Origin of the sequence: Flavobacterium acetivorans (assembly GCF_020911885.1) — a bacterium.
Taxonomy (GTDB): domain Bacteria; phylum Bacteroidota; class Bacteroidia; order Flavobacteriales; family Flavobacteriaceae; genus Flavobacterium; species Flavobacterium acetivorans.
This window is the reverse complement of sequence record NZ_CP087132.1, coordinates 2,385,870-2,406,025: the sequence shown is the minus strand read 5'-3', so window position 1 is coordinate 2,406,025 and position 20,156 is coordinate 2,385,870. Positions and strand designations below refer to the sequence as shown.

Annotated in this window: 19 protein-coding genes; 16 read left to right on the top strand and 3 right to left on the bottom strand. The window is 34.5% G+C overall.

All coding sequences use genetic code 11. The features are described from left to right. Window positions 1-11: 11 nt before the first annotated feature. On the bottom strand, window positions 12-3,287 hold the full coding sequence (locus tag LNP19_RS10490) for an ABC transporter permease/M1 family aminopeptidase (RefSeq protein ID WP_230061876.1): 3,276 nt from the start codon (window positions 3,285-3,287) through the stop codon (window positions 12-14). Window positions 3,288-3,297: 10 nt separating this feature from the next. Beyond that, window positions 3,298-4,170: an ABC transporter ATP-binding protein gene (locus LNP19_RS10485; RefSeq protein ID WP_230061875.1), complete on the bottom strand. Its 873-nt coding sequence runs from the start codon at window positions 4,168-4,170 to the stop codon at window positions 3,298-3,300. Between LNP19_RS10485 and LNP19_RS10480 the strand changes: the two genes are divergently transcribed. The 3 genes from LNP19_RS10480 to LNP19_RS10470 all read left to right on the top strand — a co-directional run bounded on the left by LNP19_RS10480 (window position 4,169) and on the right by LNP19_RS10470 (window position 5,866). Beyond that, window positions 4,169-4,348 carry a hypothetical protein gene (locus LNP19_RS10480; protein ID WP_230061874.1) on the top strand — a complete coding sequence of 60 codons (180 nt, stop codon included), beginning with the start codon at window positions 4,169-4,171 and terminating at the stop codon, window positions 4,346-4,348. The genes LNP19_RS10485 and LNP19_RS10480 overlap by 2 nt on opposite strands. Window positions 4,349-4,535: 187 nt before the next feature. Next, on the top strand, window positions 4,536-5,165 hold the full coding sequence (locus tag LNP19_RS10475; protein WP_230061873.1) for a sensor histidine kinase: 630 nt from the start codon (window positions 4,536-4,538) through the stop codon (window positions 5,163-5,165). After that, window positions 5,162-5,866: a LytR/AlgR family response regulator transcription factor gene (locus tag LNP19_RS10470; protein WP_230061872.1), complete on the top strand. Its 705-nt coding sequence runs from the start codon at window positions 5,162-5,164 to the stop codon at window positions 5,864-5,866. The genes LNP19_RS10475 and LNP19_RS10470 overlap by 4 nt, the downstream gene beginning before the upstream one ends. 176 nt (window positions 5,867-6,042) lie before the next feature. Here the strand turns inward: LNP19_RS10470 and LNP19_RS10465 are convergent, their stop codons facing one another. Next, a complete protein-coding gene (locus LNP19_RS10465; RefSeq protein ID WP_230061871.1) occupies window positions 6,043-6,309 on the bottom strand; it encodes a hypothetical protein in 267 nt (88 codons plus the stop codon). Between the two features lie 529 nt (window positions 6,310-6,838). Between LNP19_RS10465 and LNP19_RS10460 the strand changes: the two genes are divergently transcribed. The 13 genes from LNP19_RS10460 to LNP19_RS10410 all read left to right on the top strand — a co-directional run bounded on the left by LNP19_RS10460 (window position 6,839) and on the right by LNP19_RS10410 (window position 19,793). After that, window positions 6,839-7,477, top strand: coding sequence for a type IV toxin-antitoxin system AbiEi family antitoxin domain-containing protein (locus LNP19_RS10460; protein ID WP_230061870.1), 639 nt, complete (start codon window positions 6,839-6,841; stop codon window positions 7,475-7,477). Further along, the gene (locus tag LNP19_RS10455) at window positions 7,474-8,325 is read left to right on the top strand and encodes a nucleotidyl transferase AbiEii/AbiGii toxin family protein (protein ID WP_230061869.1); all 852 of its coding nucleotides are present in this window, start codon (window positions 7,474-7,476) and stop codon (window positions 8,323-8,325) included. The genes LNP19_RS10460 and LNP19_RS10455 overlap by 4 nt, the downstream gene beginning before the upstream one ends. A 440-nt stretch (window positions 8,326-8,765) precedes the next feature. Next, window positions 8,766-10,106: a sigma-54-dependent transcriptional regulator gene (locus LNP19_RS10450; RefSeq protein ID WP_230061868.1), complete on the top strand. Its 1,341-nt coding sequence runs from the start codon at window positions 8,766-8,768 to the stop codon at window positions 10,104-10,106. Window positions 10,107-10,267: 161 nt separating this feature from the next. Further along, entirely contained in the window at window positions 10,268-10,549 is a 282-nt protein-coding gene (locus LNP19_RS10445) for a DUF7674 family protein (protein WP_230061867.1), read from the top strand. A 147-nt stretch (window positions 10,550-10,696) separates the two neighbouring features. After that, window positions 10,697-10,897 (top strand): hypothetical protein, encoded by a 201-nt coding sequence (locus tag LNP19_RS10440; RefSeq protein ID WP_230061866.1) that lies wholly within the window; start codon window positions 10,697-10,699, stop codon window positions 10,895-10,897. A 1-nt stretch (window position 10,898) separates the two neighbouring features. Further along, complete coding sequence (locus LNP19_RS15505; RefSeq protein ID WP_428979028.1) at window positions 10,899-11,060, top strand: DUF7674 family protein; 162 nt, start codon at window positions 10,899-10,901, stop codon at window positions 11,058-11,060. Window positions 11,061-11,066: 6 nt separating this feature from the next. Next, window positions 11,067-11,144, top strand: coding sequence for a K(+)-transporting ATPase subunit F (gene kdpF / locus LNP19_RS15500; RefSeq protein ID WP_428979054.1), 78 nt, complete (start codon window positions 11,067-11,069; stop codon window positions 11,142-11,144). A gap of 35 nt (window positions 11,145-11,179) precedes the next feature. After that, window positions 11,180-12,868 (top strand): potassium-transporting ATPase subunit KdpA, encoded by a 1,689-nt coding sequence (kdpA, locus tag LNP19_RS10435; RefSeq protein ID WP_230061865.1) that lies wholly within the window; start codon window positions 11,180-11,182, stop codon window positions 12,866-12,868. Between the two features lie 14 nt (window positions 12,869-12,882). Continuing rightward, window positions 12,883-14,892 carry a potassium-transporting ATPase subunit KdpB gene (kdpB, locus tag LNP19_RS10430; RefSeq protein WP_230061864.1) on the top strand — a complete coding sequence of 670 codons (2,010 nt, stop codon included), beginning with the start codon at window positions 12,883-12,885 and terminating at the stop codon, window positions 14,890-14,892. 12 nt (window positions 14,893-14,904) lie between these two features. Next, the gene (locus LNP19_RS10425; RefSeq protein WP_230061863.1) at window positions 14,905-15,465 is read left to right on the top strand and encodes a K(+)-transporting ATPase subunit C; all 561 of its coding nucleotides are present in this window, start codon (window positions 14,905-14,907) and stop codon (window positions 15,463-15,465) included. A gap of 69 nt (window positions 15,466-15,534) precedes the next feature. Further along, complete coding sequence (locus LNP19_RS10420) at window positions 15,535-16,620, top strand: porin (RefSeq protein WP_230061862.1); 1,086 nt, start codon at window positions 15,535-15,537, stop codon at window positions 16,618-16,620. Between the two features lie 303 nt (window positions 16,621-16,923). After that, the gene (locus tag LNP19_RS10415; RefSeq protein WP_230061861.1) at window positions 16,924-18,051 is read left to right on the top strand and encodes a sensor protein KdpD; all 1,128 of its coding nucleotides are present in this window, start codon (window positions 16,924-16,926) and stop codon (window positions 18,049-18,051) included. Window positions 18,052-18,068: 17 nt separating this feature from the next. Beyond that, window positions 18,069-19,793, top strand: a complete 1,725-nt coding sequence (locus tag LNP19_RS10410; protein ID WP_230061860.1) for a sensor histidine kinase — start codon at window positions 18,069-18,071, stop codon at window positions 19,791-19,793. Window positions 19,794-20,156: the final 363 nt, after the last annotated feature.

Sequence of the window (20,156 nt, the reverse complement as noted above, 5' to 3'; positions counted from 1 at the left end):
AGTTCCTTGCTTCACTTAATACTATTAACCTGTTCAAACAAATCTGTAATAACCTGTTGTTTAGAATCCGGAGCTACTTCATGGAAATACTTAATTAAGTCCGCCGTAGTTGCATAGCGATTTGGTTTTTGGGAGTTATTTAAAGAATGCCAATCATTCAGAAAATGCTGTAATGCTGTGTTTACATTTTCTTCACCAATTTGTTTCTGCAATTCATACATAGCGATTGCTCCTTTGTTATAGTAGATGTGTTCTTCATTTTCAACCAATGCCAGTGGCAATTCCTTCTTGCTGGACTTTAAGTTAGCTTCTGTGTATTCATCTAATTGGAATTTCAAAAATTGCTGAACTTTTTTATCTGGATATTTTTCTTTAAGTACCATTATAGCCGAATACTGAGCCAATGTTTCCAATATCATATTTTGTCCCTGAACGTTTGCGGCTTCCAGTTGTAAGCCCCACCATTGGTGAGCCACTTCATGAGCAGTAATATAAAATGCCATGTCTACATCTTTTTTATCATCAATGTTCATCACAAAACCAATAGCCTCCGAAAAAGGGATAATGCCTGGCAGCGATTGAGCAAATGCTCTATATCTTGGAAATTCCACAATACGGAGTTGTTTATATTGATAAGGACTGAAATGTTTGCTGTAATAATCCAACGACATTTTCATAGATTTCATCATACGTTTGAGGTTGTACTCATGTCCTTTTTGGTAATAAATCTCTAAAACAACTCTCTCGTTTGAACTATTGCCTGATGGAATAAAAGTGTTTCTCATTACCTCATACTCGCCTGATACAACAGGATAAAAATTGATGATCTGTTGATTGGTTTTATAGTGAAAATAATTTCGACCCTCCCTGTCCCATGCTTTAACTAAATCGCCGGAGGTAAGTGCTGTTTGTGGTGCTTCTGTACTTATTACTATATCTAAGGTGATTCCATCCGAATCACTTCCACTGCGTGCATTCACCAATTCTCTTATATCATCCCGCCGGGCTTTTTGCAATCGTGGAGCCAGCTCAAAATCTTTCCGGCCGTCTTCATCCTGCAATTCATATTTTTTCTGATAACCAAAACTCGGCAACACCGCATTATCAAAAAAAGTACCGTTATAAACGACATCTATATCAGAATTGTCAGTTTCAAAACCTTTTGGCCGTAAGGTTTGTTTAAAATTCATTTTCAGTGTATCACCGGGAGCTAACGATTGGCTCAATTGGTAAATGGTATAATGATATTTTTTATACCTGTTGTTTGTTCTTGCGTTACGATCAAAGCTTACATCCGTTAATTCCACGTTTGACTCTAATAGTTTTTGTACATGAATTTCCCGAATGGGTACTTGCGATGTATTGGTAACAATATAGTAACCTGTTATTTCATAGGCTCTTTTTGAAGGAAACAGATTGATTTTTAGATTGACATCTATAATTTTCGGCTGTGGAATATATTCAAACTGCTTCAACGTCTTTTCGTAACCAGCTCTAAAATCATCTTGCTCACCTTTAGTCCAAAATTCATTTAGCACATTTGTATTGTAAAAAATATAACTTCCAATACTTACGATAAGCGTCAGGCAAACTAAACTGAAAATCCTTAATGATTTTCCCATTTGCTTTAATCCGTTCGTCCATCGCTTTCTCAACCCCGTTTCGGTTCCTTTTACCATCAAAACACTAGCGAATATTAAGAGAAGCAAACCAAACAATACCCAATAGGTTTTTGCCCACAGATAGGCAGTCAGGAAGTGCCCATAACCATTCATATCCGAGTATGTGGCCAGTGCTTGTCCACCAAAGTTAAGCAACGCATGTTCCAATCCAAATACGCCAATAGCTACGTTTATGATAGCGAAGGCGATGGTGGCGAGCATCCCCATAAACTTGTTTCCGGTGAATGCCTGAAAGAACATGGCTGCAAATGTGTACAAGGCCAGGAATGGGAATAGCTCTAAAAAGAATCCAAAGAAATAGACGTCCAATTCGTAGCGATAATAGCCGTTTAGTGTTTGGAAAAGAATGCCCGCGGCAATGAGTGAAAGCATGACAATGACATAGATGAATAGTAATCCCAGAAACCTGCTGCTCACATTAATAAAACTACTAAAGGGTGAGGCATCATGAATGAGATTGAGCTTAACATCCCTTTCCTTCCACATAATCTCACCGGAATAAAAGACTAAAATGATCATAAAGAAGTAAATGGACATCTCTCGCAGTTCTTCGATAATGAAATACGTGGTTGGATAACTATCTACTCCATAGGATGTGCCTAAGCTCACAGAATTGACCAAGATAATAATGAAGCAGCACAAAATAATCGCCCAAAAGGAAATAAGCCTGAGAATGGACAGGCTATGAAACCATGCATTGAGCAATAACTGTGTGAATTGCGCCTTAATATGAAATACAGGTGTAACCGAGGGTAATACCTTAATGTAGGTAATTGGAAAGGTTTTAACTTTTTGTTTCTGCTTTTTATTAAAAGTCTTTTCGCTTAGTACCACCAACTGAAACTTGATGTAGCCAATCGTCAGTGCTAAAATGCCCAAACCTAGCCAAAAGAGTTTGTTAAGCAGCATAATGCCAGACACGGGAATCAGCAGAGAGTTCCTGTCCATTACCGTCCATCCCTTAGTTGCTTTGGTTAATGTAGTAAGCGAAAAGGGATCCAACAACGCCTGAAAGGTTTCATTGGTAATACCTTTAGTAATCATGAACAAAACAAAAATGACCACCCCTTGAGTGTACACTACCATCAGATTTTTACTTAACGTACCAGTGGCAAAAAAAACAGCAGCACCAAAAAACAAAGTGGGCAAAACCACCCAAAGAAAGGGCTGTAGATAATTAATAAATTGAAAGGGCAAAAATTCGCTTGGATCGTTCCATGGCAAAAATTCTCCAATGGTCATTCCCCAGAGCACACCACTGAAAATAAAAAGTAACACAGCAAAGGATCCCAAAAAGCGGCCTAATAAGTAATTCTTTCTGGAGATAGGGTTGACGTAAATAAGTAAAGTAATGTCGTACTGAAAGTCACGCAGTACAGGAACACCCATAATCATCGATGCAATAATCATCGACAATCCCGTAATGGCTCCCATGGATTTAGCAATCACAAGTGGCGAATTCTTCTTTACTAATCCTAAATCTATTCCCTGAAAGACAAATTCAACGCCCACTGCTGAGAACAGGAACAGAAGAAGAAAGAAAAAAAACGTTTCAGGTCGCTTCAATCGGTATTTAATTTCGAATATGAAAAATTCGTATAGCATGTGAATGGAATTAAGAATTAAGAATTTGAGACAGGTAAACATCTTCGAGATTGGCATCAATGGATTTGAACGTTGATCCTGGGTGCGTGTCACTAACCACATGAACAATTTGGTTTCCTAAATACAGGCGATCACTGATGACCTGATATTCGTTTTTGTATTGTTCCAGTTCTTCTTTATGTATGATTTTCTCATATAACCGCCCTTGCAGATTTTCCATAATTTGTACGGGATTGCCCTGAATAAGCACTTTTCCTTTGTTGATGATGGCCATCCTGGGGCATAACTGTTTCACATCATCAACTATATGCGTTGAGAGAATTACGATGGTATGCTCGCCCACTTCACTTAATAGATTATAAAATCGGTTACGCTCAACAGGGTCTAATCCTGCTGTTGGTTCATCCACAATCAGTAACTTAGGGTTGTTTAACAATGCCTGGGCAATGCCAAAACGCTGTTTCATTCCTCCTGAGAACTCCCCTAGTTTTTGGCCTCGAACCTCGTATAGATTTACTTTATGAAGAAGTGCATGCACAATTTCTTTACGTTCTTTTCTATTCATAATCCCTTTCAACACCGCTAAATGGTTCAATAATATCTCAGCAGATAATGCTGGATAGACGCCAAATTGCTGTGGCAGATAGCCTAACAATTTTTTTAGTTCATTCGGACGTTCTAAGATATTGAGGCTTCCAAATTTGATACTTCCACTGTCGGCTTCCTGCAAGGTTGCTATAGTACGCATGAGCGTTGATTTACCGGCGCCATTTGGCCCAAGTAAGCCAAACATACCCACCGGTATTTGTAATGATACGTTTTGAAGTGCTTTAACTCCGTTACTGTATGTTTTAGAAAGGTCAGTTATTATAAGTTCATCCATGATTGTTAATTTTGAAAACAATATTAAGATGAATAGAATGGATATAAAAAGGAATGGGACAGATGTATGGAAAGTAGGTACATATTACCAGGATTGTGACATGAAACCACTTGACACCTATCAACAGTACGTTCATCACACCTACAAGTACATCTGTAACAATGCTTCGGTCGACTAGAATTTTTATGTAATTTTACAGCATGACTTTCCTTCAAAAAACTTTTAATAAGCAACGCCTTCAAAAGCTAGTACCCTACTTTTTTATCGTGACCACCATGTTATTGGTGGTTTTTAATGATTTTTTCGGAAAAGAAGAAGATTATCACATTTTCATTCTATTATTTTTCATTTCAATGATAGTCTGGATGATACGCTGGTTAATTATTCAGATTAAAATCATACTCCGACTAAAAAAAGACAAAACGCAAGCGGAATTAATGCACTTAAAGAGTCAGGTTAATCCACACTTTTTTTTCAACACCTTGAATAATTTGTATGGACTGGTAGAAAAAGATACCGCTAAAGCACAGCAGTTAATTCTCAAATTATCTGACATGATGCGTTATAGTATTTATGAAGGACAAAATGATTGGGTTACCTTAGGGGATGAAATCACCTATCTTGAAAACTATATGGATTTGCATAAAATGCGATACCATAAGGAGATTATTATTCGCTTTGATATAGATACAGTAGATCGGAATATTAAAATTATGCCATTGCTGTTTATTATTATGGTTGAAAACGCTTTCAAACATGGGGTAGAAAAACTAAGAAAAGATGCGTTTGTTTACATTCGATTAAAGGCTACATTGCAACATGTTGATTTTGTAATTGAAAATAATTTTGATGCCGATGAGCAATCAAGTATTCAAGGAATTGGTTTAAATAATCTCAAAAAAAGACTGGAATTGGTTTACTTGAACAAACATGAATTGGAAATATCTACCAATCATGATGCTATTTATAAAATTAGATTAAGACTTACTTTATGAATATTAGATACATTATAGTGGATGACGAGTCGTTGGCACACGACATCATCCAAAAATATTGCTCACTGTTGCCCAATATGCAATTAATGCAGAACTGCTACGATGCCATAGAAGCCATTGAATACCTCAATAATAATTCGGTAGATTTAATTTTTCTGGATCTGAATATGCCTAAATTACAAGGGTTTGAATTTCTAAAAACACTTTCCAATTTACCAAAAGTAATTGTTACCACTGCTTATAAAGAGCATGCCTTAGAAGGTTATGAATTAAACATTGTTGACTACTTGCTTAAACCCTTTTCATTCGAACGTTTTTTAAAAGCGGTAAATAAGGTAAGTGCAGAAACTCCGAATATACAATCTAATATGCACAACGCTGTTAGCGATACAAATCAGGATAGGCTTTTTATTCGATCAGATAACAAATACATACAAATCTCCACTGATGATATTTTGTTTGTAGAGTCTATGGGCAACTATATTAAAATTGTGCTAAAAGAAGAAATAATCACCATACGTGGAACATTATCCTCGCTATCTGAGCATATTCCAATGCAAGGGTTTATTCAAGTACATCGTTCGTTTATTGTAGCCCACAAGCACATCAAACGTATAGAGGGAAATCAGATATTTCTTGATAATTACACAGTGCCTATTGGGAAATCATTTAAGGTACAGTTAGATCGGATTTTAAAATAGAAATACAAAAACCCTCATTGTATATAAATTAACATCTTAAATATTGATACTTTAAGATTTTTGGCAAAAGTGTGGCATGCTCTCTCTCGAGTGGGTACATTTTTTGCCACAAAAAATTAAGACGGTTTTAATAACTTTGAACTTCTTGCTTAATTTGCTTCGTAAGCCAAGTTATTTCATATATTTTGCAACTGTAATTGCTTCGCCTGTTCGAGCAAGCTCTCGGGTCGTGAAATTTTATAACCTAAATGCTGTAATTCCAATGTTATTCCAGGGCTTCCATATCTTTGTTTGGCAGCAAAATAAATCAATGTTATCTGTTCTTTTATGGTAATTTTTAGTTGTTGTCTTGCTGTGATTGCTTGTTTTTTCCATCGGTAATAACTTCCGCTGCTTACTTTGTAGAACTTTGCACATTTTTTCAATCGGGAATAGTTGTTCATTGCTTTTTATAAAACTATAAATCATCGACCGCTCTTGGAAAAAATGCCGATTGCTTTTTTTAATATATCACGTTCTAACTCGGCATCTTTGAGTCTTTTCTCCAGTTCGTAAATTTTTTCTTGCTCGGGAGTGAGTTTTAAATTTCCTTTTCCAGGAAAACTTCCTTCTCCAAACTCTTCGAACTCTTTACTGGATATGCTAACTTAGTAGACACTAAAAACTAAGAATAAAATCTCACTTTTAATAATCAATTTTACTACAAAATATTACTTAACTAATTTTGCTATTTTTGTTTGCATATGCTGCCAAGTAGTCTATAATTCTAACTTACAAGTAAAACATTGTAACATTTCATTTATTAATGAAATACTCTTTCTTAAATTTTAGTGTATTTACAAGAATAGATAATCGATAAAATATCGATTATATACATTTATTACCACAATAAAATATGTATATTTGCAAATAGATAATCGACATTATATCGATTATACACTTATTGTTTCACAAACAAAAACAAAACAGATTATGGATTTCAGCAGATTATTATCTACTTTTGAAGGACAGCCAATAACGCATCAAATGCTGACCAGCATACTGAGTCAATACAAACGACCTAATGACAAAATCAAAGCACTGAAAGACAAAGGCATAATCAAATCTGTAAAAAGAGGGATCTACATTCCAGGAAAAAACGCAAATATGCGAGTGCCTGAAAGTGGCTTGATTGCCAATCATATTTATGGTCCAAGTTATTTATCAATGGAAACCTCATTATCTCATTACGGCTTGATTCCAGAACGCGTATATGCAGTAACATCGATGACAACGAAACCTTCAAAAGAATTCAGAACTTCGATCGGACTATATAGTTATTCCCATCTTCCACTGCCTTATTTTGCCTTCGGAATTAAGAATGTAATACTTCACGAGAAACAGCAAGTCCTTATGGCTTCGCCGGAAAAAGCACTCGCTGATAAAATAGTAACAACATCAGGAGTTATACTTAGAAGTATGAATAATGCTCAAAATTACGTTTTCGAAAATCTTAGAATGGAACAATCCGATTTAAAAGACTTTAATACCACTGAAATGCGTTCCTGGTTATCAGATGCACCAAAAAAAGAGAGCTTGGAAATACTAATAAAAATGATAGAGAAATTATGATAAAAGAATGGCTTGAAAGTTATAATCCTAAAAACAAAGAAGAAGCACAATCAGCACTTCGAGAAATCATGCAAGAAATTGCACTTGCAGGACTCCAACGCTCGAACTTTTTTGACAAAGCGGCTTTTTATGGAGGAACAGCATTGAGAATATTCCATAACCTCGATCGTTTCTCAGAAGACCTTGACTTTTCATTATTACAAACAGAACAAGATTTCTCCTTAGAAAAGTACCAGCATGCAATTGTAAATGAATTTGCATCCTTAGGAATGACGGTGAGTATTAGTGAGAAACAGAAAGTGAAGCAGAATAATATCAATTCAGCCTTTCTAAAATCTGAAACCCTTTGGCGTGAATTAAAATTGGAAACTATCATACCGCAAAATGGTCTCGATACTAAAGCCAACATAAAAATCAAGATCGAGGTAGATACAGAACCGCCTTTAGGTTTTAAAACAGAAGAAAAACTTCTTGTAAAACCTTTCTCCTTTTACGTCAAATGCTTTACTCTTCCAGACCTCTTTGCTGGTAAGATGCATGCACTGCTATTTCGAAAATGGGGAACTAATGTAAAAGGACGTGACTGGTACGATATGGAATGGTATATCAAAAAAGGGATTAAACTTGATCTTGGTCATTTCCTATCTAGAGCACAAGACAGCGGTGACTGGACAGGGGAAACCATTTCAGAAATGGACTTCAGAGACTTGCTTTCAAAAAAAATAGATAGCGTAAATATGGATTATGTAAAGGCTGATGTAATTCGTTTTATAAAAGATCCAGCACAACTCGATATATGGTCGCCCAAATACTTTCATGACCTAGTTTCACACTTGAAGATGGAATAAATTCAAGATATACGCTGCATCTAGATTTTATAAAAACATTTGCATAACTTTACTTAAAACTAGAAACAGATTTGTACTCCCTATAAAGAATTCCACATAGCCAATTTCTTCAAATCATTCATAAAATGGTTTGTAAATTGTTCAGTAAAGGTCACAAAATAAAAAGCTCAATTCACACGAATTGAGCTTTTTTTATACCTATTATTTTATAATTAACATACTTAAATCCAAATATTCTCACTGGTTTGGGTATTTATTGAAGTCACCTTGACTGAACTAAAACCAGATTATAACAAAAAACCTGTGGAGTAGCAAAAAATTGCTATGTAATTGATACCAGATTAATTTGATCACATTTGATAGATTTTTATTATAAATTATTAATATATCATCACTAAAAAAATAATATCTAATTTTACAAAAATTAAATTGTAATCGAATTGAGAAATATTCTAATAATCGACGACGAAGAAAAGCTAAGAGGTCTTCTAGCGCGAATTGTAAAGTCAGAAGGTTTTGTAGTATTGGAAGCAGCGGATTTAAAATCTGGTTTTAAGAAATTAGAGCAAAATGATATCGATGTTGTACTTTGTGACGTAAAACTTCCAGATGGCAACGGCGTTGAATTTCTCGATAAAATTAAAGCTAGTTTTCCTTTAACAGAAGTAATTTTGTTAACCGCATACGGTAAAATCTCAGATGGCGTGCAAGCCATGAAAAATGGTGCTTTTGATTACATTGTAAAAGGCGATGATAATGATAAAATACTTCCACTACTATACAAAGCAATTGAAAAGGTTACACTTCAGCAAAAAATCAAACAACTTGAAAAACGAATTTCAAAAAAGTATTCTTTTGAATCTATTATTGGGAGATCAAAAGGTTTAGAACAAGTAATCCAGTTATCTAAAAAAGTAGCTAAAACTGATTCAACTGTGCTTTTAACCGGAGAAACCGGAACAGGAAAGGAAGTTTTTGCGCAAGCGATTCATGAGAATAGCCATAGAAGTGGAAAATCATTTGTAGCATTAAACTGCAGTACTTTTAGCAAAGAACTTTTAGAAAGCGAATTGTTTGGTCATAAACAAGGTGCCTTTACTGGCGCGATAAAAGACAAAAAAGGTTTTATTGAAGAAGCCAATGGCGGAACCTTATTTTTAGATGAAATAGGAGAAATGCCAATTGATCTACAAGCTAAATTACTTCGTGTCCTAGAAACTAGCGAATATATTCCTGTTGGTGATTCAACTCCAAAGAAATCAGATTTTCGATTGATTGCTGCTACCAATAGAAATTTAAAAACAGAAAGCGACGAAAAAAGATTCCGTCAAGATTTATACTTTAGATTAAATATTTTTGAAATTACTATACCGCCTTTACGCGAACGCCTAAAAGATATTGAACCATTGACTCATTATTTTGTGAGTCAGTTTGCTGAAAAAATGAATCGCCAAACATTGCAAATTGATAGTAGTTTTTTGCAGAAATTAGAAGTCTACCAATGGCCTGGAAACATTAGAGAATTAAAAAATGTAATTGAGCGAGCCGTAATTTTATGTAATGGTACTATTCTAACTACAGACTTGCTTCCCTACGAAATGCAACAACAAAACTCTAAAAATGGTAAAAGCCTGTCGGCATTTTCTATGCAAAGTGTCGAAAAACTGCACATACAGAAATTATTAAATTATACTAAAGGTAATAAAGCCGAAGCAGCGCGTTTGCTAGAAATTGGTATTGCTACGTTATACCGAAAATTAGAAGAATACAACATTCAATAAAAACTTATCATTTCAATAAAAGCCTATCATTATGATAGGCTTTTTTTATGCTTTTTTCTAAAACAAAACCGATAAACCTAACACTAACAACACTTTACATAAACAGCTATTTATTGGAACATATTTTGGCATGAGTGAGGAGAACATAAAAATTCATCCTTATGAAAAATCAAGTCATTACTATTTACAAACAAGCAGAACGCTTCGCAGAAATCACAAAAAAAGCGATTAGTACAGGAAACATTGCTAGAGCTAAAAAATGTCTAGCCCACGCAGAAAACTTATTCAACAACGGAAGCAACGAAACTAAAAGTGTCATTTCTAATATTTATGTTTTTTCTGTTTCTTCCTTTATGGAACTTCGTCATTGCAGTATTTCCAATCTTTTTCCTCAAAATTTAAAACTAGAGTATAACAAGCAAATCAATTCTTTAGGAGTGTGACAAACTTCATCAAACAATTGATATCAAAACTCTAATTCTCATCCATCTAAATTTATTTACTATGCTAACACTTGTCCTCTTTGCACTCGGTTTATTGTGCTTTTGGTTACTCTATCGCTCCATCAATTATTTTGACAATATCTAAAAATGAAAACAAAAATCTACGAAGCTATCCAGCAATGGATACCCGATTCGAAAAACTGGATTGATTTACCATCCACCAGTGATGAGACCATTCATCAATATACACTTTTAAAAAGTGTCGCTAAGTTTTGTATTGAGAGAATGGATTCAGTTGATGAATTAATTAGAATCACAGTCAGCAAGAGAAGTTATCAGAGTGATTAACATGCTATATGAAAGTGGCAATCACTACACTCGAAATGCAATTGAGAACGAATTTTTTACTGAATTAATTACTCAAGAAAATCCAGCAAGTTTAAAAAAGCATTTGGATTTTCTTTCGAAAGAATCAAAGCAAGGATATTTAAAAACCTTATTAGAAAACTAAAAAATTATGACCACATTATTTATTATAGCAATTGCAGTTTTTGTCTACATCTGTTATGTACTATTAAAACCTGAAAAATTTTAGCAACAAAAGAATAATTTAACCCTTAATACTAAAAAATGAATACAGAAATATTAGGAATTATAGCGATGTTCTTGCTGACTTTAGTGCTCGCTATTCCGTTAGGAAAATATATTTCCAAGGTTTACGGAATGGAGAAAACATGGCTGGATTTTATTTTTAATCCTCTTGAAAAAATGTTTTTCAAACTAAGTGGTGTCAATCCAGAGGAAGAAATGAACTGGAAACAGCACATGAAAGCTTTACTAACCATAAACATAATATGGTTTGTTTTAGGAATGATTATCCTGATGACTATGGGAACTTTACCATTGAATCCCGACGGGAATCCAAGTATGTCAGCAGATTTAGCTTTTAACACTGCCATTTCGTTCGTTGTTAATTGCAACTTGCAGCATTATTCAGGCGAAACCGGAATAAGTTATCTAGGACAATTCTATTTGATGTTCCTACAATTTGTAAGTGCAGCAACGGGAATGGCAGCCGCAGTTGTAGTTTTTAGAGCTTTTAGAGATAAAACTACAACAGAACTAGGTAATTTTTATACCTATTTCATGAAATCTTGTACTCGCATATTGTTACCACTTTCTTTTGTTGTTGCCGCCCTTTTAGCTTTCCAAGGAACACCTATGACACTTGAAGGAAAAGACAGTATTACTACTTTGCAGGGAGAGATACAAGAGGTTTCTCGTGGACCAGTAGCAGGATTTGTTGCTATAAAACACATTGGTACAAATGGTGGAGGTTTTTTTGGTACAAACGGAGCACATCCGCTTGAAAATCCAACTTATTTCACCAATATGTTAGAGATGTGGGCTCAAATGATTATTCCGTTTGCAATGATATTTGCCTTTGGATATTTCATTAAAAGGAGAAAGTTCTCTTGGATGATCTTTGGCGTAATGACCATTGGCTTCTTGGCCTTAGCCATTCCTAATATTGTCGGAGAAATGCGAGGAAACCCAATGATCGAAAAAATGGGAATTGAGACTTCGCTTGGTGCGATGGAAGGTAAAGAAACAAGAATTGGTGCTGCGTCATCAGGTTATTGGAGCATTGCTACGACAGTAATTTCGACAGGTTCTGTGAATTCTATGCATGACAGTACGATGCCGCTTTCTGGCATGAACCAATTGCTAGCCATGATGATCAACAGTTTTTATGGAGGTGTTGGTGTTGGAATTTTGAACTTTTTCGTCTTTATCATTCTGGCTGTTTTCATCAGCGGATTAATGGTAGGAAGAACACCTGAATTTTTCGGAAAAAAGGTCGAAGCTCGGGAAATGAAAATAGCAATGATTATCGCCTTAATGCATCCATTTTTAATATTAGTTGGAACTGCTTTAACAGCAGCCATACCAGAATATGGTACAGCAACCTTAAATAATGCTGGATTTCATGGTTTGAGTGAGATGCTTTACGAGTTTACTTCTGCATCTGCAAATAACGGAAGTGGATTTGAAGGTCTAGGTGACAATACAGTTTGGTGGAATGTTTCTACTGGAATCGTTTTAATTCTAGCCCGTTTTCTACCCATTATTGGCCCTGTAGCTATTGCTGGATTATTGGCACAAAAGAAATTTATTCCTCAAGGAGACGGAACTTTAAAAACGGATACGGCAACTTTTGGTTTAGTAACCTTGACGGTAATTGTGATTATTGCTGCATTAGCCTTTTTCCCCGTGTTAGCCTTGGGACCGATAGCTGAATATTTTACCATTTACTAAAAATAATTTAAAAAATGAATAAAGATCAATCCTTATTTCAAAAAGACATCATGCAGCAAGCATTGGTAAAATCTTTTGTGAAATTGAATCCGAAACTGATGTTCCGAAATCCTGTGATGTTTACGGTAGAAATCGGAACATTTGTGATGCTTGTTGTTTCTATTTGGACATTGACAGGCGAAACTTCACAAGGTAGTTTTGGATATAATTTTGTTGTATTCCTAGTCTTATTATTTACGTTGTTGTTTGCCAATTTTGCCGAAGCCATTGCGGAAGCACGAGGAAAAGCACAAGCTGATAGTTTGCGAAAAACAAGAGAAGAAACACCTGCAACTTTAAAAAGTGGTGAGAAAATATCGTCCTCTCAACTAAAAAAAGGAGATTTATTTGTGTGTGAAGCGGGCGATATTATTCCTACAGATGGAGAAATCGTAGAAGGTCTAGCTACAATTGATGAAAGTGCCATTACAGGAGAATCGGCTCCAGTAATTCGAGAATCTGGTGGAGACAAAAGTTCGGTGACTGGTGGCACAAAAGTGCTGTCTGACCGAATTCTAGTAGAAGTTACTAATGAACCAGGCCAAAGTTTTTTAGATAAAATGATTGCTTTAGTAGAAGGAGCTTCACGTCAAAAGACACCTAATGAAATTGCTTTAACAATTTTACTTGCCGGATTCACATTAGTGTTCATAATTGTTTGTGTGACTCTAAAACCATTTGCAGATTACTCCAATGTTAATATTACCATTGCTTCTTTTATAGCACTTTTTGTTTGTTTGATTCCAACAACCATTGGAGGACTTTTATCAGCAATTGGAATAGCAGGAATGGACAGAGCTTTGAGAGCGAATGTAATTACAAAAAGTGGTAGAGCCGTAGAAACTGCTGGTGACATTGATGTATTGCTTTTAGATAAAACGGGAACAATCACTATTGGGAACCGAAAAGCGACTCATTTCTATCCAGCTCCTGGGATTTCAGAAGCACAATTAATTAAAGCTGCATTTTTAAGTTCTATTTCTGATGAGACACCAGAGGGAAAATCGATTGTTGAATTATCAAAAATAGATCCTTCGTCTTTTCAAAATAGTAATGCAAAATTTATAAAGTTTACTGCAGAGACCAGAAGCTCAGGAATCAATTTTGAGACTACTCGAATTAGAAAAGGAGCTACAGATGCCATTAAAAACATGGTGACTTATGCTGGAAATCCTTTTCCAACAGAACTTTTAGACCAAGTAAAAGTAATTGCAAAAAATGGAGGAACTCCCTTAGTAGTTTCCGAAAATGAAGTGGCTTTAGGAGTGATTGAATTGCAAGATATCATCAAAACGGGAATGTTCGAGCGCTTTGAACGCCTTCGTAAAATGGGAATTAAAACCGTAATGGTAACGGGTGATAATCCTTTGACTGCCAAATTTATCGCCGAAAAAGCAGGCGTTGATGACTTTATCGCCGAAGCGAAACCAGAAGATAAGATGAACTACATCAAACAAGAGCAAATGGCGGGCCGTTTGGTAGCCATGATGGGAGACGGAACAAATGACGCACCGGCTTTGGCTCAAGCAGATGTTGGTGTTGCCATGAATAGTGGAACGCAAGCTGCAAAAGAAGCGGGAAATATGGTCGATTTAGACAATGATCCAACTAAATTAATTGAGATTGTTGAAATTGGAAAACAATTATTAATGACTCGTGGAACGTTGACTACTTTCAGTATTGCAAATGATGTTGCCAAGTATTTTGCTATTATTCCAGCTTTGTTTATCACAGCGATCCCCGCTTTACAAGGATTGAACATTATGCATTTACACAGTCCAGAAAGCGCGATACTCTCAGCAGTAATCTTCAATGCGATCATTATTCCGTTCTTGATTCCATTGGCTTTAAAAGGAGTGAGTTACAGACCAATTGGTGCAAGTGCTTTGTTGAGAAGAAATCTTTTGCTATTTGGTGTTGGTGGAATCATTGTTCCATTTATCGGTATAAAATTAATTGATATGGTAGTTGCATTATTCATTTAAAAAAAAAAAATTATGAAAAACAATTTAATAAAAGGAATTAGAATGACCGTAGTGTTAGTTGTGCTGTTCACCGTAATTTATCCACTATCGGTATGGGCAGTTGCTCAATTAGCGCCTAATAACGGAAAAGGCGAAGTAGTGTCTTATAAACAAACTAAAGGATACGCTAATATTGGACAAAATTTTACGGATGACAAATACTTCTGGGGACGCCCTTCAGCCGTAGACTATAATGCTGCTGGATCAGGAGCTAGCAATAAAGGAGCTTCAAATGAGGAATATTTAGCCGTAGTGCAAGGCCGAATCGATACGTTCTTACTTAAAAACCCAACAGTACAAAAATCACAAATACCAGTTGATTTAGTAACAGCCAGTGGAAGCGGATTAGATCCGAATATTTCAGTTGCAAGTGCGAAAATACAAATCGCTAGAATTCAGAACGTAAGAAATATAGATCCTAAAAAATTAAATACCTTGATTGATGCCAACACAGAACATCCTTTATTAGGTGTTTTTGGACCAGCAAAAATTAATATCCTAAAACTAAATATTGCTCTAGACCAACTAAAATAAACCCGTTAACAGAGCTGGGGAGGTTTTGCCATACCTCCCCTTTTTTAAAATCACTTTAACAAATACAAAATGAATACAAAAATAAGTCTAGCTGCCTTAACTTTATGTTTTTCAGCGGTAGCTTTTGCACAAGAGGAGAAACCAAAAAATCCATTGACAATTAGTGGATATGCTGAAACTTATTTTCAGTACGATACCAACAATCCAATCAATAATTCTCGTCCAGAATTTATATACAGCCACAACCGTAACAATGAAGTAAGTCTGAACCTTACATTTGTAAAAGCAAATTACGAAACTGAAAAGGTACGTACCAATCTAGCTATAGCTGCAGGTTCTTATATGAATGCGAATTATGCAGCAGAACCGGGGGTTTTGAAAAATATTTATGAAGCCAACGTAGGATTTAAAGTTGCTAAAAATCAAAACTTGTGGCTTACAGCGGGAATCTTTCCGTCGCATATCGGTTATGAAAGTGCTGTTGGAGCCGATTGCTTCACATTGACAAGGAGCATTATGGCGGAGAATTCTCCTTATTTTGAGGCTGGAGCCAAAATTACATACGTTTCACCAAGTGGGCAATGGGAATTAACAGGATTGTATCTGAACGGATGGCAAAGAATCCAACGTGTCGATGGCAACACCACACCTAGTTTTGGTCACCAAATTATCTTTAGACCATTGGCTAAATTTTCTATAAACAGTAGCTCTTTTATAGGAAATGATAAAGCGGACAACTTGCGTCAAAAACGTTATTTCCATGATTTGTATGTCGCTTATGATTTAACCCGTAAAGTGAAACTTTTAGCAGGATTTGATATAGGTTGGGAACAAGCCGCACCTCAAAGTGAGGATTATAATAAATGGTACGGAGCTTCTGTAATGATGCAATTGATGGTAACTGATAAATTAAATTTTGCCGTAAGAGGAGAATATTATCAAGATAAAAAAGGGGTAATTATAGCTTCAGGAACTCCAAATGGTTTTGAAACCTTCGGCGTTTCTTTGAATGCAGACTATAAAATTACTCCAAATTTAATGTGGAGAACTGAAGTTAAAAATTACAGTAGCAAAGAGGCAATTTTTGTAAAAAACACAGCTGAAGTTTCTGATACTAGTTTTTCGATAAATACTTCTTTGGCTATCAAATTTTAAATAATATTTTTTGCCGCAAAGGCACAAAGTTTTCATTTTTAGAAATAATGAAAACATTTATATTTAAGGAAAATTTTATCTATTGCCACGAAAGAGCAAAGGTAAAAAGTTATTAAAAGTAATAGTATTAAAGACTTTGTGCTATTTAAATATTGTTGCAAAAAATTCTTCATGACTTCATGCCTTAGCGGCAAAAGAATTTAATGTCATGATAAAAATAAAAACTTTGTCTCCTTGAGTTATTTTAAAAATAATAAATAAACCCTTATTGACTTTGTGCCTTAGTAGCAAAAAACAGCATAAATGGATAACGAAAAAGAAAATAATGTCAAGCACTTTCTTGATTTAATTCAGAAATCTCGCAAAGGAAAATTTAAAATCTACATTGGGATGAGTGCTGGTGTAGGAAAAACGTACCGTATGCTTCAAGAAGCACACACCTTATTAAAAAACGGAATTGACGTTAAAATAGGATATATTGAAACGCATAACCGTAAAGAAACGCATGAATTGTTAGCTGGTCTGCCTGTTATTCCGCGCCGTACTATTTTTTATAAAGGGAAACAACTGGAAGAAATGGATGTTCAAGCGATCATTAATTTACGTCCAGAAGTAGTAATTGTAGATGAACTAGCACACACGAATATAGAAGGAAGCAAAAATGAAAAGCGCTGGCAAGATGTTTTGGAAATTCTAGAATCGGGTATTAATGTAATTTCGGCAGTAAATATTCAGCATATAGAAAGTTTAAATCAAGATATAAAACGAATCACCACTATTGATGTGCAGGAAAGAATCCCTGATCATGTTTTGAGAATAGCAGATGAAGTAGTAAATATCGATTTGACTTCAGAGGATTTGATTGCTCGATTGAAAGAAGGTAAAATTTATACTGCAGATAAAATTCCGACGGCATTAAATAACTTTTTCAAATCAGATCAGATTTTACAGTTACGTGAATTAGCGTTAAAAGAAGTGGTGAATCAAGTGGGACGCAAAGTCGAAAACGAAGTGCCAAAAAATTTAGCTTTAAAGCCTCAAAAAATAGTCGCTTGCATTAGTAGCAATGATAAAATGGCTAAAATTGTTATTCGGAAAACCGCGCGATTGGCGAGTTATTACAATTGCAAATGGTATGTTTTATATGTAGAAACTCCAAAAGAAAGTTCTAGTAAAATAGCATTAGATAAACAACGCCATCTAATCAATAATTTTAAATTAGCTTCGCAATTAAATGCTGAGGTTATCAAAGTAGAAAATAGTAGTATAACCGATGCGATATTAGCAATAGTTGAACAGAAAAATATCACAACCGTTTGCATTGGAAAACCACATTTAAATTTATTTAAAGTAATTTTATCGACGACCATATTTAATAAATTACTAAATAACCTAACCTCATCAAATATTGACTTAGTAATTTTGTCATAATCGCAAATAGAAGCCTAATGAAAATAAAAACCAAATTAAATCTCGGCGTTGGATTGTTATTCTTGATGATAATCATCCTTTCGCTAATTAGTGCTTATTCCGTTTTTTTAATAAAAATAGACACTCAAAATATTTTGAAAGCAAATTACAACACCTTAGAATATTCTCGTAACATGTTACTTTCATTAGAGAAAATTAGTACCGATAAAAATATAGATTTTTCCTTTTTCGAAAAAAATCTTAAAAATCAAATGGCAAATGCAACTGAAATTGGTGAAAGAAATGTTAACATCAATCTAGAGAGAAAATTTACGGAACTCAAAAACGATTTTTCTAATGATGAGATCAAAAATCAGATTCGGCAAGATATTTTTGAAATTATGAAGTTGAACATGAATGCCATCAAGCAAAAAAGTGATGTAGCCACGCATACTGCTGAAACGGCCAGCTTGTGGATTGCTATTACCGGAACGTTATGCTTCTTGATAGCTTTTAATTTATTAGTAAATTTACCCAATAATATTGCCAATCCTATTAAGGAATTAACAAATAGTATCAAGGAAATTGCCAATAAAAATTATTCGCAAAGAGTACACTTTATGAATCATAACGAATTTGGAGACTTGGCAAAGTCATTCAATTCAATGGCTGAGAAATTACAAGAATATAGTAGCAGCAACTTACACAAATTATCATTTGAGAAAAAGCGATTAGAAACTTTGATTAATAACATGCACGATCCCATTATTGGATTGGATAATAGGGGAATTATATTATTTGTTAACAATGAAGCATTAAAAATCATTGGTTTAAAATCAAATGAAGTTGTAGGCCAATTAGCCACTAATCTAGCCCTTACAAATGATTTAATGAAATCGCTATTAGTAAGCACACTTCTTGATGGCAAACAAAAAGTGGAACCAATGAAGATTTTTGCAGATAACATAGAAAGTTATTTCGAGAAGGAAATTGTAAATATTACCATTAAACCAACGGGGGAAGACCACAAAATCGATATTGGTGATGTGATAATTCTAAGAAACATTACTGTTTTTAAAGAGTTAGATTTTGCAAAAACAAATTTTATAGCCACGGTTTCTCATGAATTAAAAACACCTATCTCCTCTATAAAGATGAGTTTACAAATCCTAGAAAAAGAAGATAACGGTAAAATGAATCAAGACCAAAAACAATTAATTACCAGCATTAAAGAAGATAGCGAAAGATTGCTAAAAATTACCGGAGAATTACTGGATTTATCCCAAGTAGAAACGGGAAACATACATCTAACTATAGAAGACAACAATCCATACGAAATAATAAACTATGCTATAGCTGCAGTAAAAGTAAAGGCCGATCAAAAAGCAATAAATATCATAATCGATGCAGAAGAAAACTTACCTTTTGTAAAGGCAGATAACGATAAAACAGCTTGGGTCCTAATTAACTTTTTAACAAACGCAATTACCTACTCTTCTGAAAATAGTAAAATTATTGTCAAACTAAGAAAAGTGAACAACACAGTCCTTTTTGAAGTTATAGATAAAGGAAAAGGGATTGATAGTCATTATAAAAATAGAGTCTTTGATAAATATTTCCAAATTCCAGGAAGTCACAAATTAGGAACTGGATTAGGTTTAGCAATTAGCAAAGAATTTATTGAAGCACAAAATGGTACAATCGCTGTAAAAAGTGAACTTGGATTAGGAAGTACTTTTAGTATTGAATTGAATATTGTTTAATGAGAATTGGTATAAGTGAAAAACAATAGTCTCTCTATCTCCAAATTAAAAAAACACCTCTTACCTAGCTAAATTATGAAGTGGATATCCTAAAAACAGGTATAACTTTACTTAAAACTAGAAACAGATTTGTACTTCCTATAAAGGATTCCACATAGCTAATTTCTTCAAATCGTTCATAAAATGGTTTGTAAATTGTTCAGTAAGGGTCACAAAATAAAAAGCTCAATTCATACGAATTGAGCTTTTTTTATACCTATTATTTCATAATAAACATACTTAAACTCAAATATTCTCACTGGTTTGGATATTTATTGAAGTTACCTTGACTGAACTAAAACCAGATAATAACAAAAAAACCTG